Annotated in this window: 21 protein-coding genes; 18 read left to right on the top strand and 3 right to left on the bottom strand. The window is 61.4% G+C overall.

Annotated features, from left to right (window positions below):
- The first annotated feature begins 14 nt into the window (after window positions 1-14).
- The 9 genes from CBB63_RS11870 (at window position 15) to CBB63_RS11830 (ending at window position 9,925) form a co-directional block, all read left to right on the top strand.
- Window positions 15-548 carry a TRAP transporter small permease gene (locus CBB63_RS11870; protein WP_005851926.1) on the top strand — a complete coding sequence of 178 codons (534 nt, stop codon included), beginning with the start codon at window positions 15-17 and terminating at the stop codon, window positions 546-548.
- Window positions 548-1,888 (top strand): TRAP transporter large permease, encoded by a 1,341-nt coding sequence (locus tag CBB63_RS11865; RefSeq protein ID WP_005851928.1) that lies wholly within the window; start codon window positions 548-550, stop codon window positions 1,886-1,888. Before CBB63_RS11870 ends, CBB63_RS11865 begins: the two co-directional genes overlap by 1 nt.
- A complete protein-coding gene (locus CBB63_RS11860) occupies window positions 1,885-2,661 on the top strand; it encodes an IclR family transcriptional regulator (RefSeq protein WP_286699298.1) in 777 nt (258 codons plus the stop codon). Before CBB63_RS11865 ends, CBB63_RS11860 begins: the two co-directional genes overlap by 4 nt.
- Before the next feature lie 28 nt (window positions 2,662-2,689).
- Complete coding sequence (locus CBB63_RS11855; RefSeq protein WP_286699297.1) at window positions 2,690-4,786, top strand: FAD-dependent oxidoreductase; 2,097 nt, start codon at window positions 2,690-2,692, stop codon at window positions 4,784-4,786.
- Between the two features lie 46 nt (window positions 4,787-4,832).
- Window positions 4,833-6,038, top strand: a complete 1,206-nt coding sequence (locus tag CBB63_RS11850) for an acyl-CoA dehydrogenase family protein (RefSeq protein ID WP_286699296.1) — start codon at window positions 4,833-4,835, stop codon at window positions 6,036-6,038.
- A complete protein-coding gene (locus CBB63_RS11845) occupies window positions 6,035-7,168 on the top strand; it encodes an acyl-CoA dehydrogenase family protein (RefSeq protein WP_074635252.1) in 1,134 nt (377 codons plus the stop codon). The genes CBB63_RS11850 and CBB63_RS11845 overlap by 4 nt, the downstream gene beginning before the upstream one ends.
- On the top strand, window positions 7,119-7,577 hold the full coding sequence (locus CBB63_RS11840; RefSeq protein ID WP_502695909.1) for a PaaI family thioesterase: 459 nt from the start codon (window positions 7,119-7,121) through the stop codon (window positions 7,575-7,577). The genes CBB63_RS11845 and CBB63_RS11840 overlap by 50 nt, the downstream gene beginning before the upstream one ends.
- A complete protein-coding gene (locus CBB63_RS11835; protein WP_286699294.1) occupies window positions 7,574-8,347 on the top strand; it encodes an oxepin-CoA hydrolase, alternative type in 774 nt (257 codons plus the stop codon). The genes CBB63_RS11840 and CBB63_RS11835 overlap by 4 nt, the downstream gene beginning before the upstream one ends.
- Window positions 8,348-8,431: 84 nt before the next feature.
- Window positions 8,432-9,925, top strand: a complete 1,494-nt coding sequence (locus tag CBB63_RS11830) for a class I adenylate-forming enzyme family protein (protein WP_286699293.1) — start codon at window positions 8,432-8,434, stop codon at window positions 9,923-9,925.
- 97 nt (window positions 9,926-10,022) lie between these two features.
- Here the strand turns inward: CBB63_RS11830 and rpe are convergent, their stop codons facing one another.
- Complete coding sequence (gene rpe / locus CBB63_RS11825; RefSeq protein ID WP_286699292.1) at window positions 10,023-10,712, bottom strand: ribulose-phosphate 3-epimerase; 690 nt, start codon at window positions 10,710-10,712, stop codon at window positions 10,023-10,025.
- A 240-nt stretch (window positions 10,713-10,952) separates the two neighbouring features.
- On the opposite strand from rpe, the gene CBB63_RS11820 reads away from it, so the two are divergent.
- The 5 genes from CBB63_RS11820 (at window position 10,953) to CBB63_RS11800 (ending at window position 14,860) form a co-directional block, all read left to right on the top strand.
- On the top strand, window positions 10,953-11,972 hold the full coding sequence (locus CBB63_RS11820) for an ABC transporter substrate-binding protein (protein WP_286699291.1): 1,020 nt from the start codon (window positions 10,953-10,955) through the stop codon (window positions 11,970-11,972).
- 69 nt (window positions 11,973-12,041) lie between these two features.
- Entirely contained in the window at window positions 12,042-12,809 is a 768-nt protein-coding gene (locus tag CBB63_RS11815; protein ID WP_286699290.1) for an ABC transporter ATP-binding protein, read from the top strand.
- Window positions 12,802-13,608, top strand: coding sequence for an ABC transporter permease (locus CBB63_RS11810; protein WP_174226599.1), 807 nt, complete (start codon window positions 12,802-12,804; stop codon window positions 13,606-13,608). Before CBB63_RS11815 ends, CBB63_RS11810 begins: the two co-directional genes overlap by 8 nt.
- A gap of 67 nt (window positions 13,609-13,675) precedes the next feature.
- A complete protein-coding gene (locus tag CBB63_RS11805) occupies window positions 13,676-13,891 on the top strand; it encodes a hypervirulence associated TUDOR domain-containing protein (protein ID WP_286699289.1) in 216 nt (71 codons plus the stop codon).
- A gap of 3 nt (window positions 13,892-13,894) precedes the next feature.
- Window positions 13,895-14,860: a DNA topoisomerase IB gene (locus CBB63_RS11800; RefSeq protein ID WP_286699288.1), complete on the top strand. Its 966-nt coding sequence runs from the start codon at window positions 13,895-13,897 to the stop codon at window positions 14,858-14,860.
- A gap of 7 nt (window positions 14,861-14,867) precedes the next feature.
- Here the strand turns inward: CBB63_RS11800 and CBB63_RS11795 are convergent, their stop codons facing one another.
- Window positions 14,868-15,185: an ArsR/SmtB family transcription factor gene (locus CBB63_RS11795; RefSeq protein WP_009826252.1), complete on the bottom strand. Its 318-nt coding sequence runs from the start codon at window positions 15,183-15,185 to the stop codon at window positions 14,868-14,870.
- A gap of 84 nt (window positions 15,186-15,269) precedes the next feature.
- A complete protein-coding gene (locus CBB63_RS11790; protein ID WP_009826253.1) occupies window positions 15,270-15,656 on the bottom strand; it encodes a thioredoxin domain-containing protein in 387 nt (128 codons plus the stop codon).
- Window positions 15,657-15,727: 71 nt separating this feature from the next.
- On the opposite strand from CBB63_RS11790, the gene CBB63_RS11785 reads away from it, so the two are divergent.
- The 4 genes from CBB63_RS11785 to soxY all read left to right on the top strand — a co-directional run bounded on the left by CBB63_RS11785 (window position 15,728) and on the right by soxY (window position 18,111).
- On the top strand, window positions 15,728-16,468 hold the full coding sequence (locus CBB63_RS11785; RefSeq protein WP_009826254.1) for a cytochrome c biogenesis CcdA family protein: 741 nt from the start codon (window positions 15,728-15,730) through the stop codon (window positions 16,466-16,468).
- Window positions 16,469-16,486: 18 nt separating this feature from the next.
- Window positions 16,487-17,059 (top strand): thioredoxin family protein, encoded by a 573-nt coding sequence (locus CBB63_RS11780; RefSeq protein WP_009826255.1) that lies wholly within the window; start codon window positions 16,487-16,489, stop codon window positions 17,057-17,059.
- Window positions 17,060-17,176: 117 nt separating this feature from the next.
- Window positions 17,177-17,653, top strand: coding sequence for a sulfur oxidation c-type cytochrome SoxX (gene soxX, locus CBB63_RS11775; protein ID WP_286699287.1), 477 nt, complete (start codon window positions 17,177-17,179; stop codon window positions 17,651-17,653).
- Window positions 17,654-17,691: 38 nt separating this feature from the next.
- Window positions 17,692-18,111: a thiosulfate oxidation carrier protein SoxY gene (soxY, locus tag CBB63_RS11770; RefSeq protein ID WP_037954197.1), complete on the top strand. Its 420-nt coding sequence runs from the start codon at window positions 17,692-17,694 to the stop codon at window positions 18,109-18,111.
- Window positions 18,112-18,114 lie beyond the last annotated feature (3 nt).

The raw sequence follows: 18,114 nt of genomic DNA, 5'->3' as shown, positions 1-18,114 counted from the left end.
GAGGAGCAGGGACCATGTTGGTACCACTTGAGAAAATCCTGTTGGGGTTGGGCGCGGCTGCGGTCATCCTTTTGGGGATCTTGATCACGTCCAACGTGGTCGCACGCGCCGTCTTCGCATCTAGCGTACCCGATAGCGTCACTTTGGTGCGGGAGCTGATGGTTGCGGCCATCCTCCTGCCCCTTGCGGCAGCGACCGCAAACCGCGCTCACGTTAGTGTGGCTTTTGTGTCCGACCGGTTCGGGCCCAAACTCCGGTCCTGGCTTATTGTGCTGGGGTCGGTCATGGGGATGATCGCCTTGGGCGGTCTGATCTATTCCGGCGGCCGCGAATTCCTGAGCGTTTGGGAAAAGGGCAGCTTTTTCTACGGTGACCTGAACCTGCCCAAATGGCCCGGACGTCTGTTGTTTGTGGTCGGTATCGCCGCCTGCTGGCTGCGGCTGGCGGAACTGGCGATCCGCGATGTGCGGACCATCCTGTCCGGGGGCATCGTCTCGGACGAAGAAAACCACACAATCGAGCTCGTTGCCGAAAAAGAGGTGCTGTAATGGATGCGTCGACCATCGGGCTGATTGCCTTTGCTGCCGTTCTGATCCTGTTGGCGCTGCGTGTGCCGATTGCCTTTGCGCTGGCCAGCGTCGCGACGATTGCGACCTTCTTTATCTTTGCCTTTCGCACCGGCACTTTCATGCCCGAACGTGCCATCCGTGCGACAACGTCGATGGTGTTCTCGAACTCCTTTGACCTGATACACTCCTACGATCTATCGATGATACCGCTGTTTGTCGCCCTTGGGCACATTGCCTATCGCGCGGATATCACGACCAAGATCTACCACGCGGCCAAGGTCTGGCTGACGCGTCTGCCCGGCGGTGTTGCCATGGCAAGCGTCATGGGCTGTGGCGGATTTTCGGCCATTACCGGCAGCTCTATCGCCTGTGCCTCGACCATGGGGAAAATCTGTACGCCCGAGATGCTGCGCATGGGTTATGACCCGCGTCTGGCAACAGCGTCGGTCGCGGCAGGGGGCACGCTGGGGTCGCTGATCCCGCCGTCGGTTCTGTTCATCATCTACGGTATCTTCACCGAGACCTCGATTTCGTCGCTGTTCCTCGCGGGTGTTTTGCCGGGGCTGCTGACGCTGGCGGGCTTTATCCTCGTGATTGCCGTCTGGGTCTGGCGTTCGCCCGAAATCGCCCCTTCGACAGCGACACGCTACTCCGCCAAAGAACGCTTTGCAGCGGCGGCTGAAAGCTGGCCTGCGGTCATGCTGTTCGTGTTGATCATTGGCGGTATCTACGGCGGTATCTTTACGGCGACCGAAGCGGCGGCTGTCTGCGTGGTCGCGGCGACGCTGATCGGTTTTGCGCAGCGCAAGCTGACCTTGCAGGGCCTGTGGGACGCGGTGAAAGAGACGTGCATCCAGACCGCAGCGATCTTCTTTATCGCGGCAGGGGCCAAGATCTTTGTGGCCTTTATCGCCCTGACCAACGTTGCCCCGATGATTGTGAACGTCGTGGCCGAGGCAGAGCTGTCAGTCGTGGTCCTGCTGCTGGCGATTGCCGCGATCTATCTGTTGCTTGGCATGTTCCTTGATCCCATCGGCATCATGGTTCTGACCCTGCCGCTGATGATCCCGCTGGTGGAAAGCTATGACATGAACCTGATCTGGTTCGGTGTTGTGGTGATTAAGCTGCTGGAAATCGGGCTGATCACGCCGCCTGTCGGGTTGAACGTCTTTGTTATCGCCAATGTGGTGGGCAAAGAGGCTCCGATCGACAAGATCTTTGCCGGTATCACGCGCTTCCTCAGCGTTGACGTGATCGTGCTGGTGCTGATCATGTCCTTCCCGATGATCTCGCTGCTTATTCCTATGGCGGCGCGATGAGTGGGGACACCACAGACAGGAAGTTTGCCAACACTCTGGCGCGGGGGCTTGCTGTATTGCGGGCCTTTCGCGCCAGTGACAGCGGGCTGACCCACGCGCAGATTGCCGACCGGACGGGGCTGCCCAAGCCTACGGTGTCGCGGCTGACCTATACGCTGTGCGAACTNGGCTACCTCAGCCACGGCGGGCGCAATGACCGCTTTCGGCTGGGGCCNTCNGCNATCGCNCTTGGNTCTGTCGCNTCGGTGGCGGTGAACTTTCTGGATTTGGTGTCCGACGCCATGCAAGAGCTGGCCGATAAAACGGGCACGNTNTTGCTGGTCGCCGTGCGCGACGACGAGAAAATGATGCTGGTGCGCACATGGCGGCCACAGAATGCATCGACCATCTGGCTGGAGCCGGGGCACCGGATTCCTGTGTTCGGATCGTCGTCGGGCATGGCCGTCGTGGCGTCACTTGGCGAAGAGCGCTTTGAGCAGTTGACGCCCGAAGCGGATATGCGAAGGTTCCGGGCGGAGGGATATTCGCAATTGATAGAACAAGGGTTCGCCTACGCGTCGGAGGGCACACGATATGCCAGTACGATCAACGCCGTAAGTGTCCCCTATTTTGCCGAAGAGTTCGGCGAACCGGTATCGTTCACCGCCGGGGCCATGCCACATGATTTGCCCGATTCCCGTATCGTGCAAGAGGTCGGCCCCGCGTTGCGTGAACTGGTGCGCGCGCTTGAACAGCGCACCGGGCGCACCCCCGCGCTCAGCCGCCGGGACTGAAACAAGACTAGACCAAGGAATATGCTAAATGACTGACAAGATTGGATATACCCGCAAAGGCGACGTGGCCGTACTGCGGATCAAGAACCCCCCGGTCAATGCGTTGTCCCATGCTGTTCGTGAAGGTCTGGTNGCCGGTATGGCGCAGGCCGAGGCCGATGACGGCGTCAANGCCGTGGTTATCGTNGGCGAGGGCCGCGCCTTTATCGCCGGTGCGGATATCACCGAATTCGGCAAAACGCCGCTGGAACCTTTCCTGCCNGATGTGTGCAAACGGATCGAGGATTCCCCGCTGATCGTTGTCGCCTCCATGCATGGTGTGTCCTTGGGCGGCGGGCTCGAGATNGCGCTGTCGGCGCATTACCGNGTGGCGCAGCCGTCGGCCAAAGTGGGCCTNCCCGAAGTGCATCTGGGCCTGATCCCCGGTGCCGGTGCGACCCAGCGTTTGCCGCGTCTGATCGGCGTGGACCCCTCGCTTGATCTGATCACNTCTGGCCGNCAGGTCAAAGCGGCCGAAGCCGAAAGCCTTGGCATCGTCGATCAGGTCACCGAGGGNGACCCCGAGGATGTGGGCGTCGCCTATGCCGAGAACCTGATCGCCACCAACGCACCGCGCCGCCCCGTCAGCGAGATGGCCGCACCCGCGCCGATNGACTGGGANGCGGCCTATGACGGGACGCTGAAAAAGGGGCGGGGGCAAATCTCTCCGGCGCAGGCGGTCCGCGCGGTTCAGGCCGCGGCAGAGCTGCCCTTTGACGAAGGCATGCTGGCCGAGCGCAAGATTTTCATGGAGTTGATGGAGACAGACCAACGTCAGGGCATGATCCACGCGTTCTTCTCTGANCGTGCGGTAGGCAACCTGCCGGAACTNAAAGGCGTCGAACCCCGCGCGNTGCAATCCATCGGCATCATCGGCGGCGGCACNATGGGCGCAGGCATCGCCACGGCNGCGCTGTTGGCNGGCTTCAACGTCGTGCTGATCGAGATGAAGGAAGACGCCGCAGAGGCCGCGCGCGGTCGCATCGCGGGCAATCTTTCCGGCGCGCTTAAGCGTGGCAAGATCACGCAGATGAAATATGACGCGATGACCAACACCGCGCTTGAGGTGTCGATCAACTATGACAGCCTCGCCTCGGTCGATCTGGTGATCGAAGCCGTGTTCGAGGATATGGGTGTCAAGAAAGAGGTGTTCGGCAAGCTTGATGCCGTGTGCAAACCCGGTGCTATTCTGGCGTCCAACACATCCTATCTGGATGTGGACGAGATCGCGGCCAGCACCTCGCGCCCTGCGGATGTGATCGGGCTGCACTTCTTCTCGCCTGCGCATATCATGAAGCTGCTCGAAGTGGTCGTCGCCGAAAAGACCGCCCCCGATGTGGTCGCCACGGGCTTTGCCCTTGGCAAGGCGCTGAACAAGATTTCCGTGCGCGCCGGTGTCTGCGACGGGTTTATCGGCAACCGTATTCTGGCAACCTACCGCACCGCCGCCGATCACATGGTGCTTGATGGCGCATCGCCGTTCCAGATCGACAAGGCGCTGGTGGATTTCGGCTTTGCCATGGGCCCCTTTGCCGTGGGCGATCTGGCCGGACTCGATATCGGCTGGGCCACACGCAAGCGCAAAGCGGCGACGCGCCACCCTGCAGAACGCGTGCCGACATACCCCGACAAGATCTGCGAAGCGGGCAACTTCGGCCAGAAGACCGGGAAAGGCTACTACATCTATGAGGCCGGATCGCGCGGCGGCGTGCCGAACCCCGAAGTGTCCGAGCTGATCGCCGCCGAACGCGCCGATCGTGGCATCACCGCGCGTGACTTTACCGACGCAGAGATCGTCCGCCGCTATATGGCCGCGATGGTCAACGAAGCGGCAAAGGTCGTGGGCGAGGGCATCGCGAAGCGGCCCTTGGATGTGGATATGGTCCTGCTCTTTGGCTACGGCTTCCCGCGCTACTGGGGTGGCCCGATGAAATGGGCCGACCTGCAAGGGCTGCCTGCACTGCTGGCCGACATCGAAAGCTACGCCAAGGAAGACGCCTGGTTCTGGGAACCCGCGCCGCTGCTGAAACAGCTGGTGGCCGAAGGGCGCAACTTTGACGACCTGAACAAACAAGCCGCTAAGTAAATGAACAAGGGCGCAATGCCCGACAGTATAAACCGGAGGAAGACAAATGGATCTGAGCTATAGCGACGAAGAAAAGGCTTTCCGCGCCGAAGTGCGGGCCTTTCTTGAGGAAAAGCTCCCCAAGGAAATGAGCGACAAAATCCGCAAGGGTGAAGAGCTGGGTAAAGACGGTCAGGAACAGTGGCATGCGATCCTGAACGCCCAAGGTTGGCTGGCCCCGAACTGGCCCAAGAAATTTGGCGGTGCGGAATGGAACGCGGTGCAGCGTCACATCTTCGAAGAAGAAGCCGCCGCCGCCTATGCGCCACGCATCGTGCCTTTTGGCCTGTCGATGCTGGCCCCCGTGCTTCAAAAATTCGGCTCGCAAGAACAGAACGACTACTGGCTGCCCCGCATCCTGTCGGGCGAAGACTGGTGGTGTCAGGGCTATTCCGAGCCGGGTGCGGGGTCCGACCTTGCCTCGCTCAAGACCGAAGCGGTTCTGAACGACGAAGGCACGCACTACATCGTCAACGGCCAGAAGACGTGGACCACGCTGGGTCAGCACGCGAACATGATCTTCTGCCTTGTACGCACCGACAAGACGGTGAAGCAGCAAGAGGGTATTTCCTTCCTGCTGATCGACATGGACACCCCCGGCGTCGAAGTGCGCCCGATCATCCTGCTCGACGGCACCCACGAGGTGAACGAGGTTTGGTTCACGGATGTTAAAGTCCCGCTCGAAAACCTTGTCGGCAAAGAGAACGAAGGCTGGACCTATGCCAAGTACCTGCTGACCCACGAACGCACCAACATCGCGGGCGTCGGGTTCTCGCAAGCGGGTCTGACCGCGGTCAAACGTATCGCCAAGGCAGAGATGTCCGGCGGCAAGCCGTTGATGCAGAACCCGCATTTCGCGGCACGTGTGGCACAGGTTGAAATCGACCTGATGGCGATGAGCACCACAAACCTGCGCATCGTCTCTAAGGCGGCAGCGGGTGCGGCACCGGGTGTTGAATCGTCCATGCTGAAGGTTAAAGGCACGATCATCCGTCAGGAAATCAACGACCTCGCGCGTCGTGCTGCGGGTGCCTATGCGATGCCATTCGCATCCGAAGCGATCGAAGGGTCGAACCTGGCCCTGCCTGATCCGTTGAATGCCGGCCCCGTCGCCGCGCAATATTTCAACAACCGTAAACTGTCGATCTTTGGCGGCTCGAACGAAATCCAGCGCCAGATCATTGCCAAAACAACGATGGGAGGTGGAGCATGAACTTCGACCTGACAGAAGAACGCCAAATGCTGCAAGACAGTCTGCGCCGTTTCCTGCGCGACAAATACGATACAGCAGCCCGCAACAAGATCCTTGAAAGCGACACCGGCTTTTCCGCTGACATCTGGAACGGTCTGGCCGAACTGGGCGTCATCGGCGCGCTGTTCACCGAAGATCAGGGCGGCTTTGGCGGCGCTGGTTTCGACATCGCCGTCGTGTTCGAGGAACTGGGCCGCGCAGGCGTGGTCGAACCCTTCCTTGATACCGCCATTCTGGGCGGCGGTCTGATTGCCGACCTGGGCAATGACGACCAGCAGGCTCACGTCGAAGAACTGATCGGTGGCGCGTTGCAGGTGGCTTTTGCCCACGGCGAACCCACCAGCCGCTATGACCTGAATCAGGTGACCTCCACCGCCAAGGTCGATGGCGACAACGTGGTGCTGAACGGCCGCAAGGCCGTTGTGGTCAACGCTGAAAACGCCGACATGCTGATCGTTTCTGCCCGCGAGAGCGGCGAGGCAGGCGACGAAAACGGGATCTCGCTGTTCCTCGTGCCGGCAGATACCAAGGGCATCACGCTGCAAGGTTATGCGCTGCTGGCCGGTGGTCGTGCCGCCGAAGTCACGCTGGATGATGTGTCCGTCCCTGCCTCTGCCCGTCTGGGTGAAGCTGGCAAGGCGTTCAAGGCGATCGAGGCGCGCGTCGCTGCGGCCAATGTCGCGATCTGTGCGGAAACACTGGGTGCGATGGAAACGGCAACCCGCCTGACCCGCGAATACCTGATGACCCGCAAGCAGTTCGGCAAGCCCATCGGCACGTTCCAGGCGCTCGCGCACCGCATGTCCGACCTGCTGATCGAGATGGAGCAGGCGCGCTCTGCCGTGATCGTTGCNGCGGGCAACCTCGAAGCGGAGTACAAAGCGCGCGAGACGCATATCTCTGCCGCCAAGAACCTGCTGGGTCGCGCGGGCCGTTTGGTTGCCGAAGACAGCATCCAGATGCACGGCGGTATCGCCATGACGCAAGAATACGAACTGGCCCACATCGCCAAGCGTATCATCATGGCAGACCACCGCTTTGGTGACACAGACCACCATCTGGAGCGTTTCATTGCCCTTGCAGCAGCCTGANGAAAGCCAGCTGATCCGGGACGAGACCGGCACCCAAACCCTGGTCGGATATGTCGTCGACATATCCGATCCGGCCCACGGGCGCTGCTTTCTTGATCTGGGTCCGCAACACTTCAACCGCCATGGGGTTCTTCATGGCGGTATTGCCGCCACATTGCTGGATAACGCCTGTGGCATGACCGGATCGCTGAGCGTGGATCCCACCGGCCAGCACCCGTTCCTCACGATNTCGTTGACGACGCAGTTTCTGGCCGCGGGCCAACCCGGGCGCGTGACCGCGACCGGCACGATCAAGGGCGGTGGTCGCAGCCTGCTGTATATCGANGCTGANCTNGTCCACGAAGACGGCACGGTCATTGCGACATCCACAGGCGTGTTCAAGCGCGTCCCACAGGAGAAACTGAAATGAGCGCTCGGATCGAAGACAAGGGTGACCGGATCGTCATCTGGAACGGAAACGCGCATAAGCGGGGTGCCCTGTCGCCCGAGCTTTACGCNTGCATCGGCCAAGCGATTGAAATGGCCGCCGCGCCGCGTATCCGTGCCGTGATCCTCACCTCCGAAGGGGATTTCTTTTGCGCGGGNGGCGATCTGAATGTCCTGATCGCNCGNCGCGACATGCCCAAAGATGAACGTCGGGGCAAGATCAACGAATTGCANAGCCTGATCCGNGCGATCCGGTCCTGTCCGGTGCCGGTNATCGCCGCCGTCGAAGGCGGTGCCGCGGGNGCGGGGCTGTCTTTTGCGCTGGCCTGCGATCTGATCGTTGCCGCCGCCGGTGCNAAGTTCACCGCTGCTTACGTCAAGGCGGGGCTGGTGCCNGATGGNGGGCTGACCGCCTCGCTCGCGCGTGCGCTGCCGCGGCAGCTCGCGATGGAGATGTGCTTGCTGGCGCAGCCNGTNACNGTTGAACGCATGCATGATCTGGGCGTGGTAAATGCNGTCACCGACAANGGNGGCGCGTTNGAGGCCGCNATGGCGCTTGCCGACCGCTTGGCCGCAGGCCCCCGCGAAGCCCAAGGGGTGATCCGCGGGCTGGTCGCNCAGGGCTATGACGTGTCCGAGGCCGACCAGCTTGAAGCGGAATGTGACGCCATGGCCCATGCCACCGGCGCAGATGAGGCTGCCGAAGGCATCGCCGCTTTCCTCGAGAAGCGCACACCGAATTACGGCGGCTGACCCTCGGCCACCGATCTATTGACCCAACCCGCAGCCAGACGCGCTGACCGGGTTCTGAAAGACTGCGGGGAGGCAGAGAATATAATGGTACGTGTAGAGCAATTTCTGGCGGATCAAGTGGCCGCACGCGGGGANGCGCCCGCGCTGAGCGACAGCACAGGGGTACGCTGGACGTACAAGATGTTCGACAAGGCAAGCGACGACATCGCGCAGGCGCTCAAGGATNCCGGTGTGCAGCCCAACGACCGCGTGCTGATGCTGTCGGAAAACTGTGCCGCCGCCGTGGCCACTGTGTTTGGCACGTGGAAAGCNGGCGCNGTNATCATCCCCGTCAANGCACGNCAAAGCGCGGGCGAAATCCAGCGGATCATTGANCACGCNGCACCTGCTGCCGTGCTGATGACCTGCCACGCCTCACCNGATGCGACAGCCCATGCGGAACGGCTGGGTGCCGCAGAGATCACCGGTGCCTTCGGCGCGATGCATCTGGCCACGCCGATCGCCAGCAACCCCGATGGGGATCTGAGCGATGTGGCGGTGCTGCTGTATACCACCGGNACAACGGGCGACCCCAAGGGCGTNATGCTGACCCATGCCAACGTGCGCTTTGGCGGCAATGCCTCGGCGACGCTGCGGGGGATCAATNCGGGCGATGTGGTCTATGGCGTGTTGCCCCTGACCCATGTTTTCGGNCTGTGTTCGGTNATGACCGCATCCTGCTGCGCCGGTGCCGAAATCCGGCTGGAGGCGCGTTTCTCGGCTNAAAAGCTNTATNCCGCGCTGACCACGGGGGTGAACTTCCTGTCGGCCGTGCCGCAGATGCACGCGCTGCTGATGCAATACACGAAAGAGCANGGGCTGACGCAGCTCAACTCCNAAACGCTGCGCTATGTATCTTCGGGGGCGGCGCCGCTGGACCCCACGTGGAAGCGCAAGGCCGAAGCCTTTTACGGCGTCGCGATCCAGAACGGCTATGGCATGACGGAATCCNCNGCCGGTATCTCGGCCACCAGCAACCCGCTGGGATCGCCNGATATCTCGGTCGGTCCGTCCTTGCCCGGTGTCGAGACNAANATCGATGANACNGTCGAAGGNGGCAGCAATGGCAAGGGNGAGGTNTTGACCCGTGGGGCCCACGTNATGAAGGGCTANTACAAGAACCCCGAGGAAACCGCCAANGTNCTNGGNCAGGATGGCTGGCTGCGCACCGGNGATCTGGGGACGTTCGACGAACACGGTCACNTGCATATTCTGGGCCGCTCGAAAGAGCTGATCATCCACGGCGGGTTCAANGTCTACCCGCCNGAGGTAGAGGCCGCGATCAACGATCACCCGCAGGTCATTCAGGCCGCCGTGGTGGGCCGGTCCACCGGCAACGATGAAGAGGTGCTGGCCTTCGTCCAGATCGCCGAGGGCGACACGCTTGACCCGCAAGACCTGAAGGCCTTCGTCAAGGATCGGCTGACTGGCTATAAACGCCCCAGCCAGTTTATCATCGGAACGGCCCTNCCTGCGGCCCCCACGGGCAAGATCCTCAAGCACAAGCTGATCGAGACATTCAAGGANCAGNTGGCCTGATTGGNTNCTGATTGNTCCCTNTGCGGNGTTAAGGAAAAGGCCGGTCCCCCGTGGTGGGGGCCGGCCTTTTCCTTTGTCGCTGGTGTGCGGCTGGCGCTTAGACGTAGACGCCTTCGGCAGCGGCGCGGATAGCGCGGATGTTTTCGCCGTAGGGGGCAGGGTTGCTGACNGACCCGCCACGGAACACCGCGGAGCCTGCGACCAGCACATCAGCCCCCGCCTGCGCCACNCTAGAAGCGGTGTTNACGTCCACACCGCCGTCAATTTCGATATGCACCGGNCGGTCNCCNATCATCGCGCGCAGGGTGCGGATCTTNTCGCTCATGTCGATGAACTTCTGCCCGCCGAAACCGGGGTTCACGGTCATCACACAGACCAGATCGGCAACGTCGAGCAGATGCTCTACCGCTGCGGCAGGCGTGCCGGGGTTTAGCGCGACACCGGCCTTGGCACCGGCACCGCGGATCGCTTGCAGCGTGCGGTGGATGTGGGGGCCTGCTTCGACATGGGCCGTGATCACATCGGCACCGGCTTTGGCAAAGGCATCGATGTAGGGATCAACGGGTGCGATCATCAGATGCACGTCCATCACGCCCTTGATATGGGGGCGGATCGCGGCGCAGGTGGTCGGGCCAAAGCTGATGTTCGGGACGAAATGCCCGTCCATTACGTCGACATGTACCCAGTCCGCGCCCTGTGCTTCGATGGCTTCGCACTCTGCCCCGAAATTGGCAAAGTCGGCAGCAAGGATGGAGGGGGCGATTTTGATCGAACGGTCGAAGGTCATGGGATCGGGCCTTTTGTGAAAGGGAGGGGGCTGATGCAGCGGTGACGCCCATATAGGCAATGTCGCGCGCGCTGGCAATCTGAGGAGCCTTTGGCGAGGATTTAAGGCCATTTGGAAGCGGGCGAGGCTGGGTGCCACAGGCCGTGACGCTTCGTTCGTGAGGGTGGTTTTCGGGGGCCTGCGCTTGACACTACGTCATGCCACGACCCATTGTGCGCGCAAATTCAAGGGGAGGATATCATGACCACATTCAACCGCCGCCAGACATTGGCGACCATGGGGGCCGCTGCCGCGGTCGGGCTTGCTGCACCGGCTGTTGCGCAGGGCAAAAAGATCACTCTGGGCGCGCTGCGCTTTACCAGCCATTCCGGCACATTCGTGGCCTATCAGCGCGAATATTTCAAGCAGGCCGGTCTGGATGTCGAGCTCAAGTTCTTTCAGGCCGCGCAGCCGATGGCCGTGGCGATTGCCAGCGGGGATGTCGACTATGCCGTGACCGCGATCTCGGGCGGGCTGGTGTCGCTGGCGGATAAGGGTGCGATCAAGGTGATCGGCGGTGCCTTGTCTGAAGAGAAGGGCATTGACGGGCAGAAGTTTCTGGCCTCGGACGCGGCCTATCAGGCGGGTGTGACCGCGCCTGCGATGCTGGACGGAAAGAGCTTTGGCATGACCACGGCGGGATCGTCGTTCCATTATATGGGGTCAAAGATGGCGCAGGCCGAGGGGATCGAGCTGTCGTTCAAGCCGTTGCAGAAGGTGGGTGCCATCATCGGCGCGCTGAAGACCGGCCAGATTGATGCCTGGTCCATCGTGCCCCATATCGCCAAGCCACTGGCGGGCTCGGGTGCCGTGCATATCATCGGGAACGTCTCCGATTATCTGCCCGACTATCAGGTCACCACGGTCTTTACCTCGACCAAGAACGCGACCGACGAAAAGCAGCAGACGCAGGATTACCTTGCGGCCTATGCCAAGGGGGCGGCTGACTACAACGCCGCGATGATCGAACAGACCGCCGGTGCGGAAGGCGTGGCCGAGATGGTCAAGCTGATCCACAACTACGTCTACACCGACAAAACGCTCGAGGCCGCGACGCCGGGGATTGTCAACGGCACCATGCGTCTGAACGAGGGGGCCGCGTTGAACGTCGCCTCTGTGCGTGACCAGCTGAGCTGGTTCCAGTCCGAGGGGCTGGTGGATGCGGATATCACGCTTGAGACGTTGATCGACACGTCTTTCGTCGACACCATCGGCGCCTGATCGCGCCATCTATACCAACGACAGGTCGGGCAGGCTTTGCCCGGCCTTTGATATTTCAGGACGTTTCTCATGGATCTTAGGTTAGCGGGGGTCAGCCATACTTATGGCGAGACCGAAGTGCTGCGCGATATCAACCTTGATATTCCGTCAGGGCAGATTGTCTGCATCGTCGGGCCTTCGGGCTGTGGCAAGTCGACCCTGCTGCGGATGCTGGGCGGGCTGGAGCAGCCGACTTCGGGTCAGGTGCTGCAACTGGGCACGCCCCCAGCCGGCTGTCTGAACCCGCTTACCTACGTGTTTCAGGATTTCGCCTTGCTGCCCTGGCGCAGCGTGCGCGGCAATGTGGCGCTGGTGCTGGAGGATCACGGGCTGGACGCCGCCGCGCGGGCGCGGATCCTCGACGATGTGCTGGCCCGTACCAAACTGACCGAATTTGCCGATGCCCTGCCCAAACAGCTGTCGGGCGGGATGAAACAGCGGGTGGCCATTGCACGCGCCTTGGCGGTGAACCCTGCTGTGATGTTGATGGACGAACCGCTGAGCGCCTTGGACAGTCAGACGCGCGAACTGTTGATGGACGATCTGATCAGCCTGTGGACCCGCCAGCCCTTTACGGCCGTCTATGTCACCCACAATCTAGCAGAGGCCGTGCGGCTGGGGCACAGAATCGTGGTCCTGTCGCGCCGCCCCGGGCAGATCCGCGAAGTGGTCGAACTGACGACACCGTTGGCAGAGCGTGCCTATGGCGATGCCGCCCTCGAGGCGCAACAACAACATTTGTGGGGGCTGATGCGCGAAGAAGCCGCCGCCGCCGATGCGGAGTTGATCCATGTCTGATGCAGCACATACAAACAGCCGCCCCGTCGCCTTTCGTGGCGGCGGTTTTGCCCCCAAGCAACGACGGGGTATGGGGGTCTTGGTCTTTGTCCTGCTGATCCTGCTGGCCGAATGGGGCACGCGCAGCGGCTTTATCTCTAACCTGACGTTGCCACGCCCCTCGGATGTGGCGATGACCTTTGTCGAACTGTGGCAATCGGGGATGCTGTTCAAACATCTGGCCCCCTCGCTCAGCCGCTTGGCTGTGGGGGCGACGCTCGGGGCCTTGGTTGGTGTCGGCGTCGGGGTGATGATCGGGCTGTTCAGCTATGTGCGTGCCGGGCTGGTGCCCCTGGTTGCGGCGCTGTTCCCGATCCCCAAGATCGCGCTTCTGCCGTTGTTCGTGATCTGGTTTGGCATTGACGAGGGCAGTAAATACGCGCTGATCGCCTTCGGGACATTCACGCCGACGGTCGTGGCGACCTATGCGGCGGTGGACAATGTGGACCGCGGATTGATCCGCATGGGGCAGAGCTTTGGTCTGTCGTGGTGGTCGATCGTGCGCAAGATCGTACTGCCGGGGGCGATGCCGGGCATCCTCTCGGGGCTGCGCATCTCGTTGGCGATTGCGATCATCCTGTTGGTGGCAGCTGAAATGCTGGGCGCGGAATATGGCATCGGGGCTTATATCCTTGAGGCCGGCAGCCTTTATGATCTTGAACGTCTGTTTGCGGGTGTCGTGATCCTGTCGGTGTTGGGGGTTTGCGTGAGCGCCGTGATTGCCGCCATCGAAACCCGCGTGCTGCGCTGGCGGGTCTGACCGGAGGGAACCCGTTTCGGGCATAGGTCGTTATCCTTTCACACCAAACAGTGCAGAGGGGACGACGATGTCAGGGATATCCAAGGGCACCAAGGTCAAATGGGACTGGGGGCAGGGCACTGCCAGTGGCAAGGTGACAGACCGCTTTACCAAAAGTGTGACCCGTACGTTGAAAGGGTCCGAGGTCACGCGCAACGGGTCCGATGATGATCCGGCGCTGTTGATCGAGCAAGACGACGGGGATGAGGTGCTCAAGCTATCGTCGGAAGTCGAGNCCGCCTGACATATGGGCGGCGCGGGGCTGACCTANTATGGCGATGACCGCCCCGGCATTTCGCGTCAGCGNCGCGGGCGCGGGTTTACCTATAAGGCACCGGACGGCACNACCATNGCCCGCGGAGAAGAGCGCGCGCGGCTGGAAGCGATGGCGGTGCCGCCCGCCTATGAAGACGTGTGGATGACGCCTTTGGNGAACGGGCATTTGCTGGCCACGGGGCGCGACACCCGNAATCGCAAACAATATCGCTATCATGAAAAATGGTCAGAGGCGCAGGCAGAGACGAAATTCGCGAGCCTGGTGGATTTTGCGCATGCTTTGCCGCGCCTGCGCCGCTTTGTCGCCCGCGATCTGGATCAGCAGGCAGGGGAGCGCAGCTTTGCCTTGGCCAGCGCCGTCACGCTGATCGACCGCGCGTCGCTGCGGGTGGGTAATCCGGACTACACGCGCGAGAATGGCAGCTATGGCACGCTGACCCTGCGGTCGCGCCATGTCAAACTCGACGGGAATGTGATCCGGCTGCGCTATACGGCCAAGGGCGGCAAGAAGGTGCGGCGGCAGATCAACGACCGGACGCTGGCCAAAACGCTGGAGAAAATTAACGATCTGCCGGGGGCGGAGCTGCTGACATGGGCCGATGCGCAGGGCGAGGTGCATCAGTTGAACTCAGCCGGACTGAACGCCTATATCGCCGAAGCAACGGGGTGCGACGACTTCACCGCCAAGACGTTCCGAACATGGGCGGGCACCGTTGCCGCCTTCGAGGCCGCCGAGAAGGGGCAGGCCACCATCAAGCAATTGGCCGAAGCCGCCGCCGCACAGTTGAGCAATACGCCGACCGTGGCGCGCAACAGCTATATCCATCCGGCGGTGATCGATCTGGCGGGCGAAGCGCCCCCCGAGATCAAGGTCGGGCGCAAGACCGGGCTATTCGCCTCGGAAGCGCGGCTGCTGACGTATCTGGAGCAGGTCTGAGCCGCGTTTACGCGTCGCTGTCCGGTTTGCAGAACATATCATAGACGACTTCCATGATCTTTTGCGGACGGTCATCGGCCAGCCTGTAAAAGATCGTTTTGCCGTCGCGGCGTGGCGTTACCAGCCCTTCAAGCCGCAAGCGTGACAGCTGTTGGGATACCGCCGCCTGACGGGCGGACAGCAGCTCTTCCAGCTCGGTGACGGATTTTTCGCCTGCAGAGAGGTGACACAGGATCATCAACCGCCCCTCGTGGCTGATCGCCTTGAGGAAGTTAGAGGCACGTGCGGCGTTTTCGGCCATACGGTCCCGATCGGCTTGGCTCATTTCTGTGTCGGAACCGGGGTTACCCACTGGTTAACATCCTTGGCTGGATAAAGGGGGATTGGCGTGCGCATATCGCAAGGGGCGCTAGCTTTTGTCGGGGTCTGGCATCAATTTGGCGTCGGATAGCATTTTTTCCAGAACGCCCCAAAAGAAATCTTCGCCCGGGTAGCCTTCGATGCGCGACACCTCATGGCCGTCGACCATCAACACGAACGTCGGCGTGTAATGTAGGCCGCGGGCAAAGTGCAGATCGGCGGGTTTGTCATCGTTGATATCAACGCGGCGTAATGGGGCTGCCTTGCCCGCTTGGGTCTTGGGATAGATCGGGGCGATCTGCTCATTCCAACGGGCACACCACACGCAGCCCTGTTCCTCGACCATGATCAGCGCGGTCTGGGCCGCTGCGACCACGGGGGAAACCGCAAGGCCTGCGGCCACCGAGAGAGACAAGAAAGCAGTGCGCAACCGCATAGGAAATTCACCTGTTGATTTCAAAATACTTAATGTGAATATGTGAATGGTACAAGAGAAAGGCAACCTGCATGCTTGAAATCACCTTTCTGGGCGCGGCGTTTGCCGGGCTTTTGTCCTTTTTGTCGCCCTGCATCCTGCCGATCGTGCCCTTTTATCTGAGCTATCTGGCGGGCGTCGGCATGAACCAGATCACGGCGGACGGGCCGGTGGATGCCGCCGTGCGCCGGCGCGCGGTGATCGCGGCGCTGTTCTTTGCAGCGGGGGTTATCACGATCTTTGTCGGGCTGGGGGCGGTGGCCACGACCTTTGGGCAGATCGTGCGGGACTATTTCGATATTTTGCGATGGGTCGCTGCGGCTGTTATCATTGCGATGGGGCTCCATTTTCTGGGCGTGATCCGTATCGGTTTTCTATATCGCCAGTTTCGTGCGGATGCGGGGAACACGACGGCAACCAGTTTTCTGGGGGCCTATGTGATCGGGCTGGCCTTTGCCTTTGGCTGGACCCCTTGCGTCGGGCCGGTGCTTGCGGCCATCCTGTTCACCGCCGCGGGGGCCGAGACGGCGGGCTCGGGCGCGCTTTTGCTGCTGACCTACGGCTTGGGCATGACCGCGCCTTTCGTGCTGGCGGCGCTGTTCATCGGGCCGTTCATGCGCTGGATGGCGGGGTTCCGGCAACATCTGGGCACGGTAGAAAAGGCGATGGGGGTTCTGCTGATTGTCTTTGGCCTGCTGATTGCCACCAACTCGATCAACTATATTGCGCAGTGGATGCTTGAAACCTTCCCCGTTTTCAGCGCCATTGGCTAACAACCGGAGGGACTTTTGATGAAGATGATCCGAAACGCTTTGGCCGCGCTGGCGGCTGTCGCTTGTATGGTGACTGCGGGCAGTGCCGCGACCCTGGGGGATGATGGTTTGCACAAGACCGCCTGGATGCGTGAGACCTTCAAAGATCTGCGCGACGATCTGGCCGAGGCGACGGACGAGGGCAAGCGGCTGATGGTTATCATCGAACAGCGCGGCTGCATCTACTGCAACAAGATGCACGAAGAGGTTTTCCCGCTGCCCAAGATCGATGCCTACCTGCGCGAGAACTTCTTTGTCGTGCAGATCAACATGTTCGGCGATGTCGAGGTCACCGACTTTGACGGAGAGACATTGCCCGAGAGGGACATGGTGCGCAAATGGCGTCAGATGTTCACGCCGACGCTGATGTATTTCCCCCAGACCGTGGAGGAAGGGCAGACGGCCGTTGAAGCGGCGGTCGCGACGGTGCCTGGTGCCTTTGGTCCGGCGACGACCTTTCACATGATGAAGTGGATCGTCGACAAGGGATATGAAGGGGACGAGACGTTCCAGAAATATCACGCGCGTATGCTCGTTGAAGAGCAGGAATAAGGGCGAGGATCCGCTAAATGCCGTGCTTCAATAAAAAATTCAATAAGATGAATTTATAGTTGCGTCATTTTGGCGCGGGGGGTAGGCTTTTGAAAAGGAATGTCTGTGGGAGGACGCATGAAAGTTTCCGTATTTGCCCTAGTGGCCTCTGTCGGCTTTGCTGCGGCGGCGCATGCGGCCGACGTGGCCCCCGGTGACGTGGTCTATGATGAGTATGGCGCGGTTGAACAATCGCTGACCGGCACCCCCGGCAACCCCGAAGAGGGGGCCAAGATCGTGGGCAGCAAAAAGCTTGGCAACTGCGTCGCCTGCCATCAGGTCAGCGCTTTGCCCGATGTCCCGTTCCAGGGCGAAATCGGCCCGGTGCTGGATGGCGCGGGGGACCGCTGGACCGAGGCTGAATTGCGCGGCATCGTCGCCAACGCGAAGATGCTGTTCGAGGGGACGATGATGCCCGCGTTCTACAAGGACAGCGGCTATACCCGTCCGGGCAAGGGCTATACCGGCAAGGCGGCCGACGACACGCTGGGGCCTCTTCTGGCCGCCCAGCAGATCGAGGATGTCGTGGCCTATCTTGCCACGTTGAAAGACTAAGAACCCCACCGCGCGGGATCTGACCAGGAGTGATGATAATGGAATTTACACGACGTAGTGCGATTGCGATGGGGGCAGGTGCCTTTGCCGCACTGTCCCTGCCCAAGCTGGCCGTGGCCGCTGCCGGGGATGACGCGATTGCTGCCTTCACCGGGGGTGCAGAGATGGCTGATACCGGCGTGACCCTGACCGCCCCCGAGATTGCGGAAAACGGCAATACCGTCCCGATCGAGGTCGACGCCCCCGGTGCCACTGAAATCATGGTGCTGGCGCTTGGTAACCCCACGCCACCTGTGGCGAGCTTCAAGTTCGGCCCGCTGGCCGCGTCGCAGCACGCCTCCACCCGCATCCGCTTGGCGGGCACGCAGGATGTGGTGGCCATCGCCAAGCTGGCCGACGGCTCTTTCGCCAAGGCGACCAGCACTGTCAAAGTAACAATCGGCGGCTGCGGCGGCTAAGGC

It is taken from the genome of Sulfitobacter sp. TMED3 (genome assembly GCF_002167505.1).
GTDB lineage: Bacteria > Pseudomonadota > Alphaproteobacteria > Rhodobacterales > Rhodobacteraceae > Sulfitobacter > Sulfitobacter pontiacus.
This window is presented reverse-complemented; position numbering and strand designations above follow the sequence as displayed.

Bases quoted from the DNA above. Each gene is read 5' to 3' on its own strand.
- CBB63_RS11865 (WP_005851928.1), top strand. From the start codon at position 548: ATGGATGCGTCGACCATCGGGCTGATTGCCTTTGCTGCCGTTCTGATC.
- soxX (WP_286699287.1), top strand. From the start codon at position 17,177: ATGAAAGTTTCCGTATTTGCCCTAGTGGCCTCTGTCGGCTTTGCTGCG.
- CBB63_RS11785 (WP_009826254.1), top strand. From the start codon at position 15,728: ATGCTTGAAATCACCTTTCTGGGCGCGGCGTTTGCCGGGCTTTTGTCC.
- CBB63_RS11810 (WP_174226599.1), top strand. From the start codon at position 12,802: ATGTCTGATGCAGCACATACAAACAGCCGCCCCGTCGCCTTTCGTGGC.
- CBB63_RS11870 (WP_005851926.1), top strand. From the start codon at position 15: ATGTTGGTACCACTTGAGAAAATCCTGTTGGGGTTGGGCGCGGCTGCG.
- CBB63_RS11820 (WP_286699291.1), top strand. From the start codon at position 10,953: ATGACCACATTCAACCGCCGCCAGACATTGGCGACCATGGGGGCCGCT.
- CBB63_RS11795 (WP_009826252.1), bottom strand. From the start codon at position 15,185: ATGAGCCAAGCCGATCGGGACCGTATGGCCGAAAACGCCGCACGTGCC.
- CBB63_RS11790 (WP_009826253.1), bottom strand. From the start codon at position 15,656: ATGCGGTTGCGCACTGCTTTCTTGTCTCTCTCGGTGGCCGCAGGCCTT.
- CBB63_RS11780 (WP_009826255.1), top strand. From the start codon at position 16,487: ATGAAGATGATCCGAAACGCTTTGGCCGCGCTGGCGGCTGTCGCTTGT.
- soxY (WP_037954197.1), top strand. From the start codon at position 17,692: ATGGAATTTACACGACGTAGTGCGATTGCGATGGGGGCAGGTGCCTTT.
- CBB63_RS11850 (WP_286699296.1), top strand. From the start codon at position 4,833: ATGGATCTGAGCTATAGCGACGAAGAAAAGGCTTTCCGCGCCGAAGTG.
- CBB63_RS11815 (WP_286699290.1), top strand. From the start codon at position 12,042: ATGGATCTTAGGTTAGCGGGGGTCAGCCATACTTATGGCGAGACCGAA.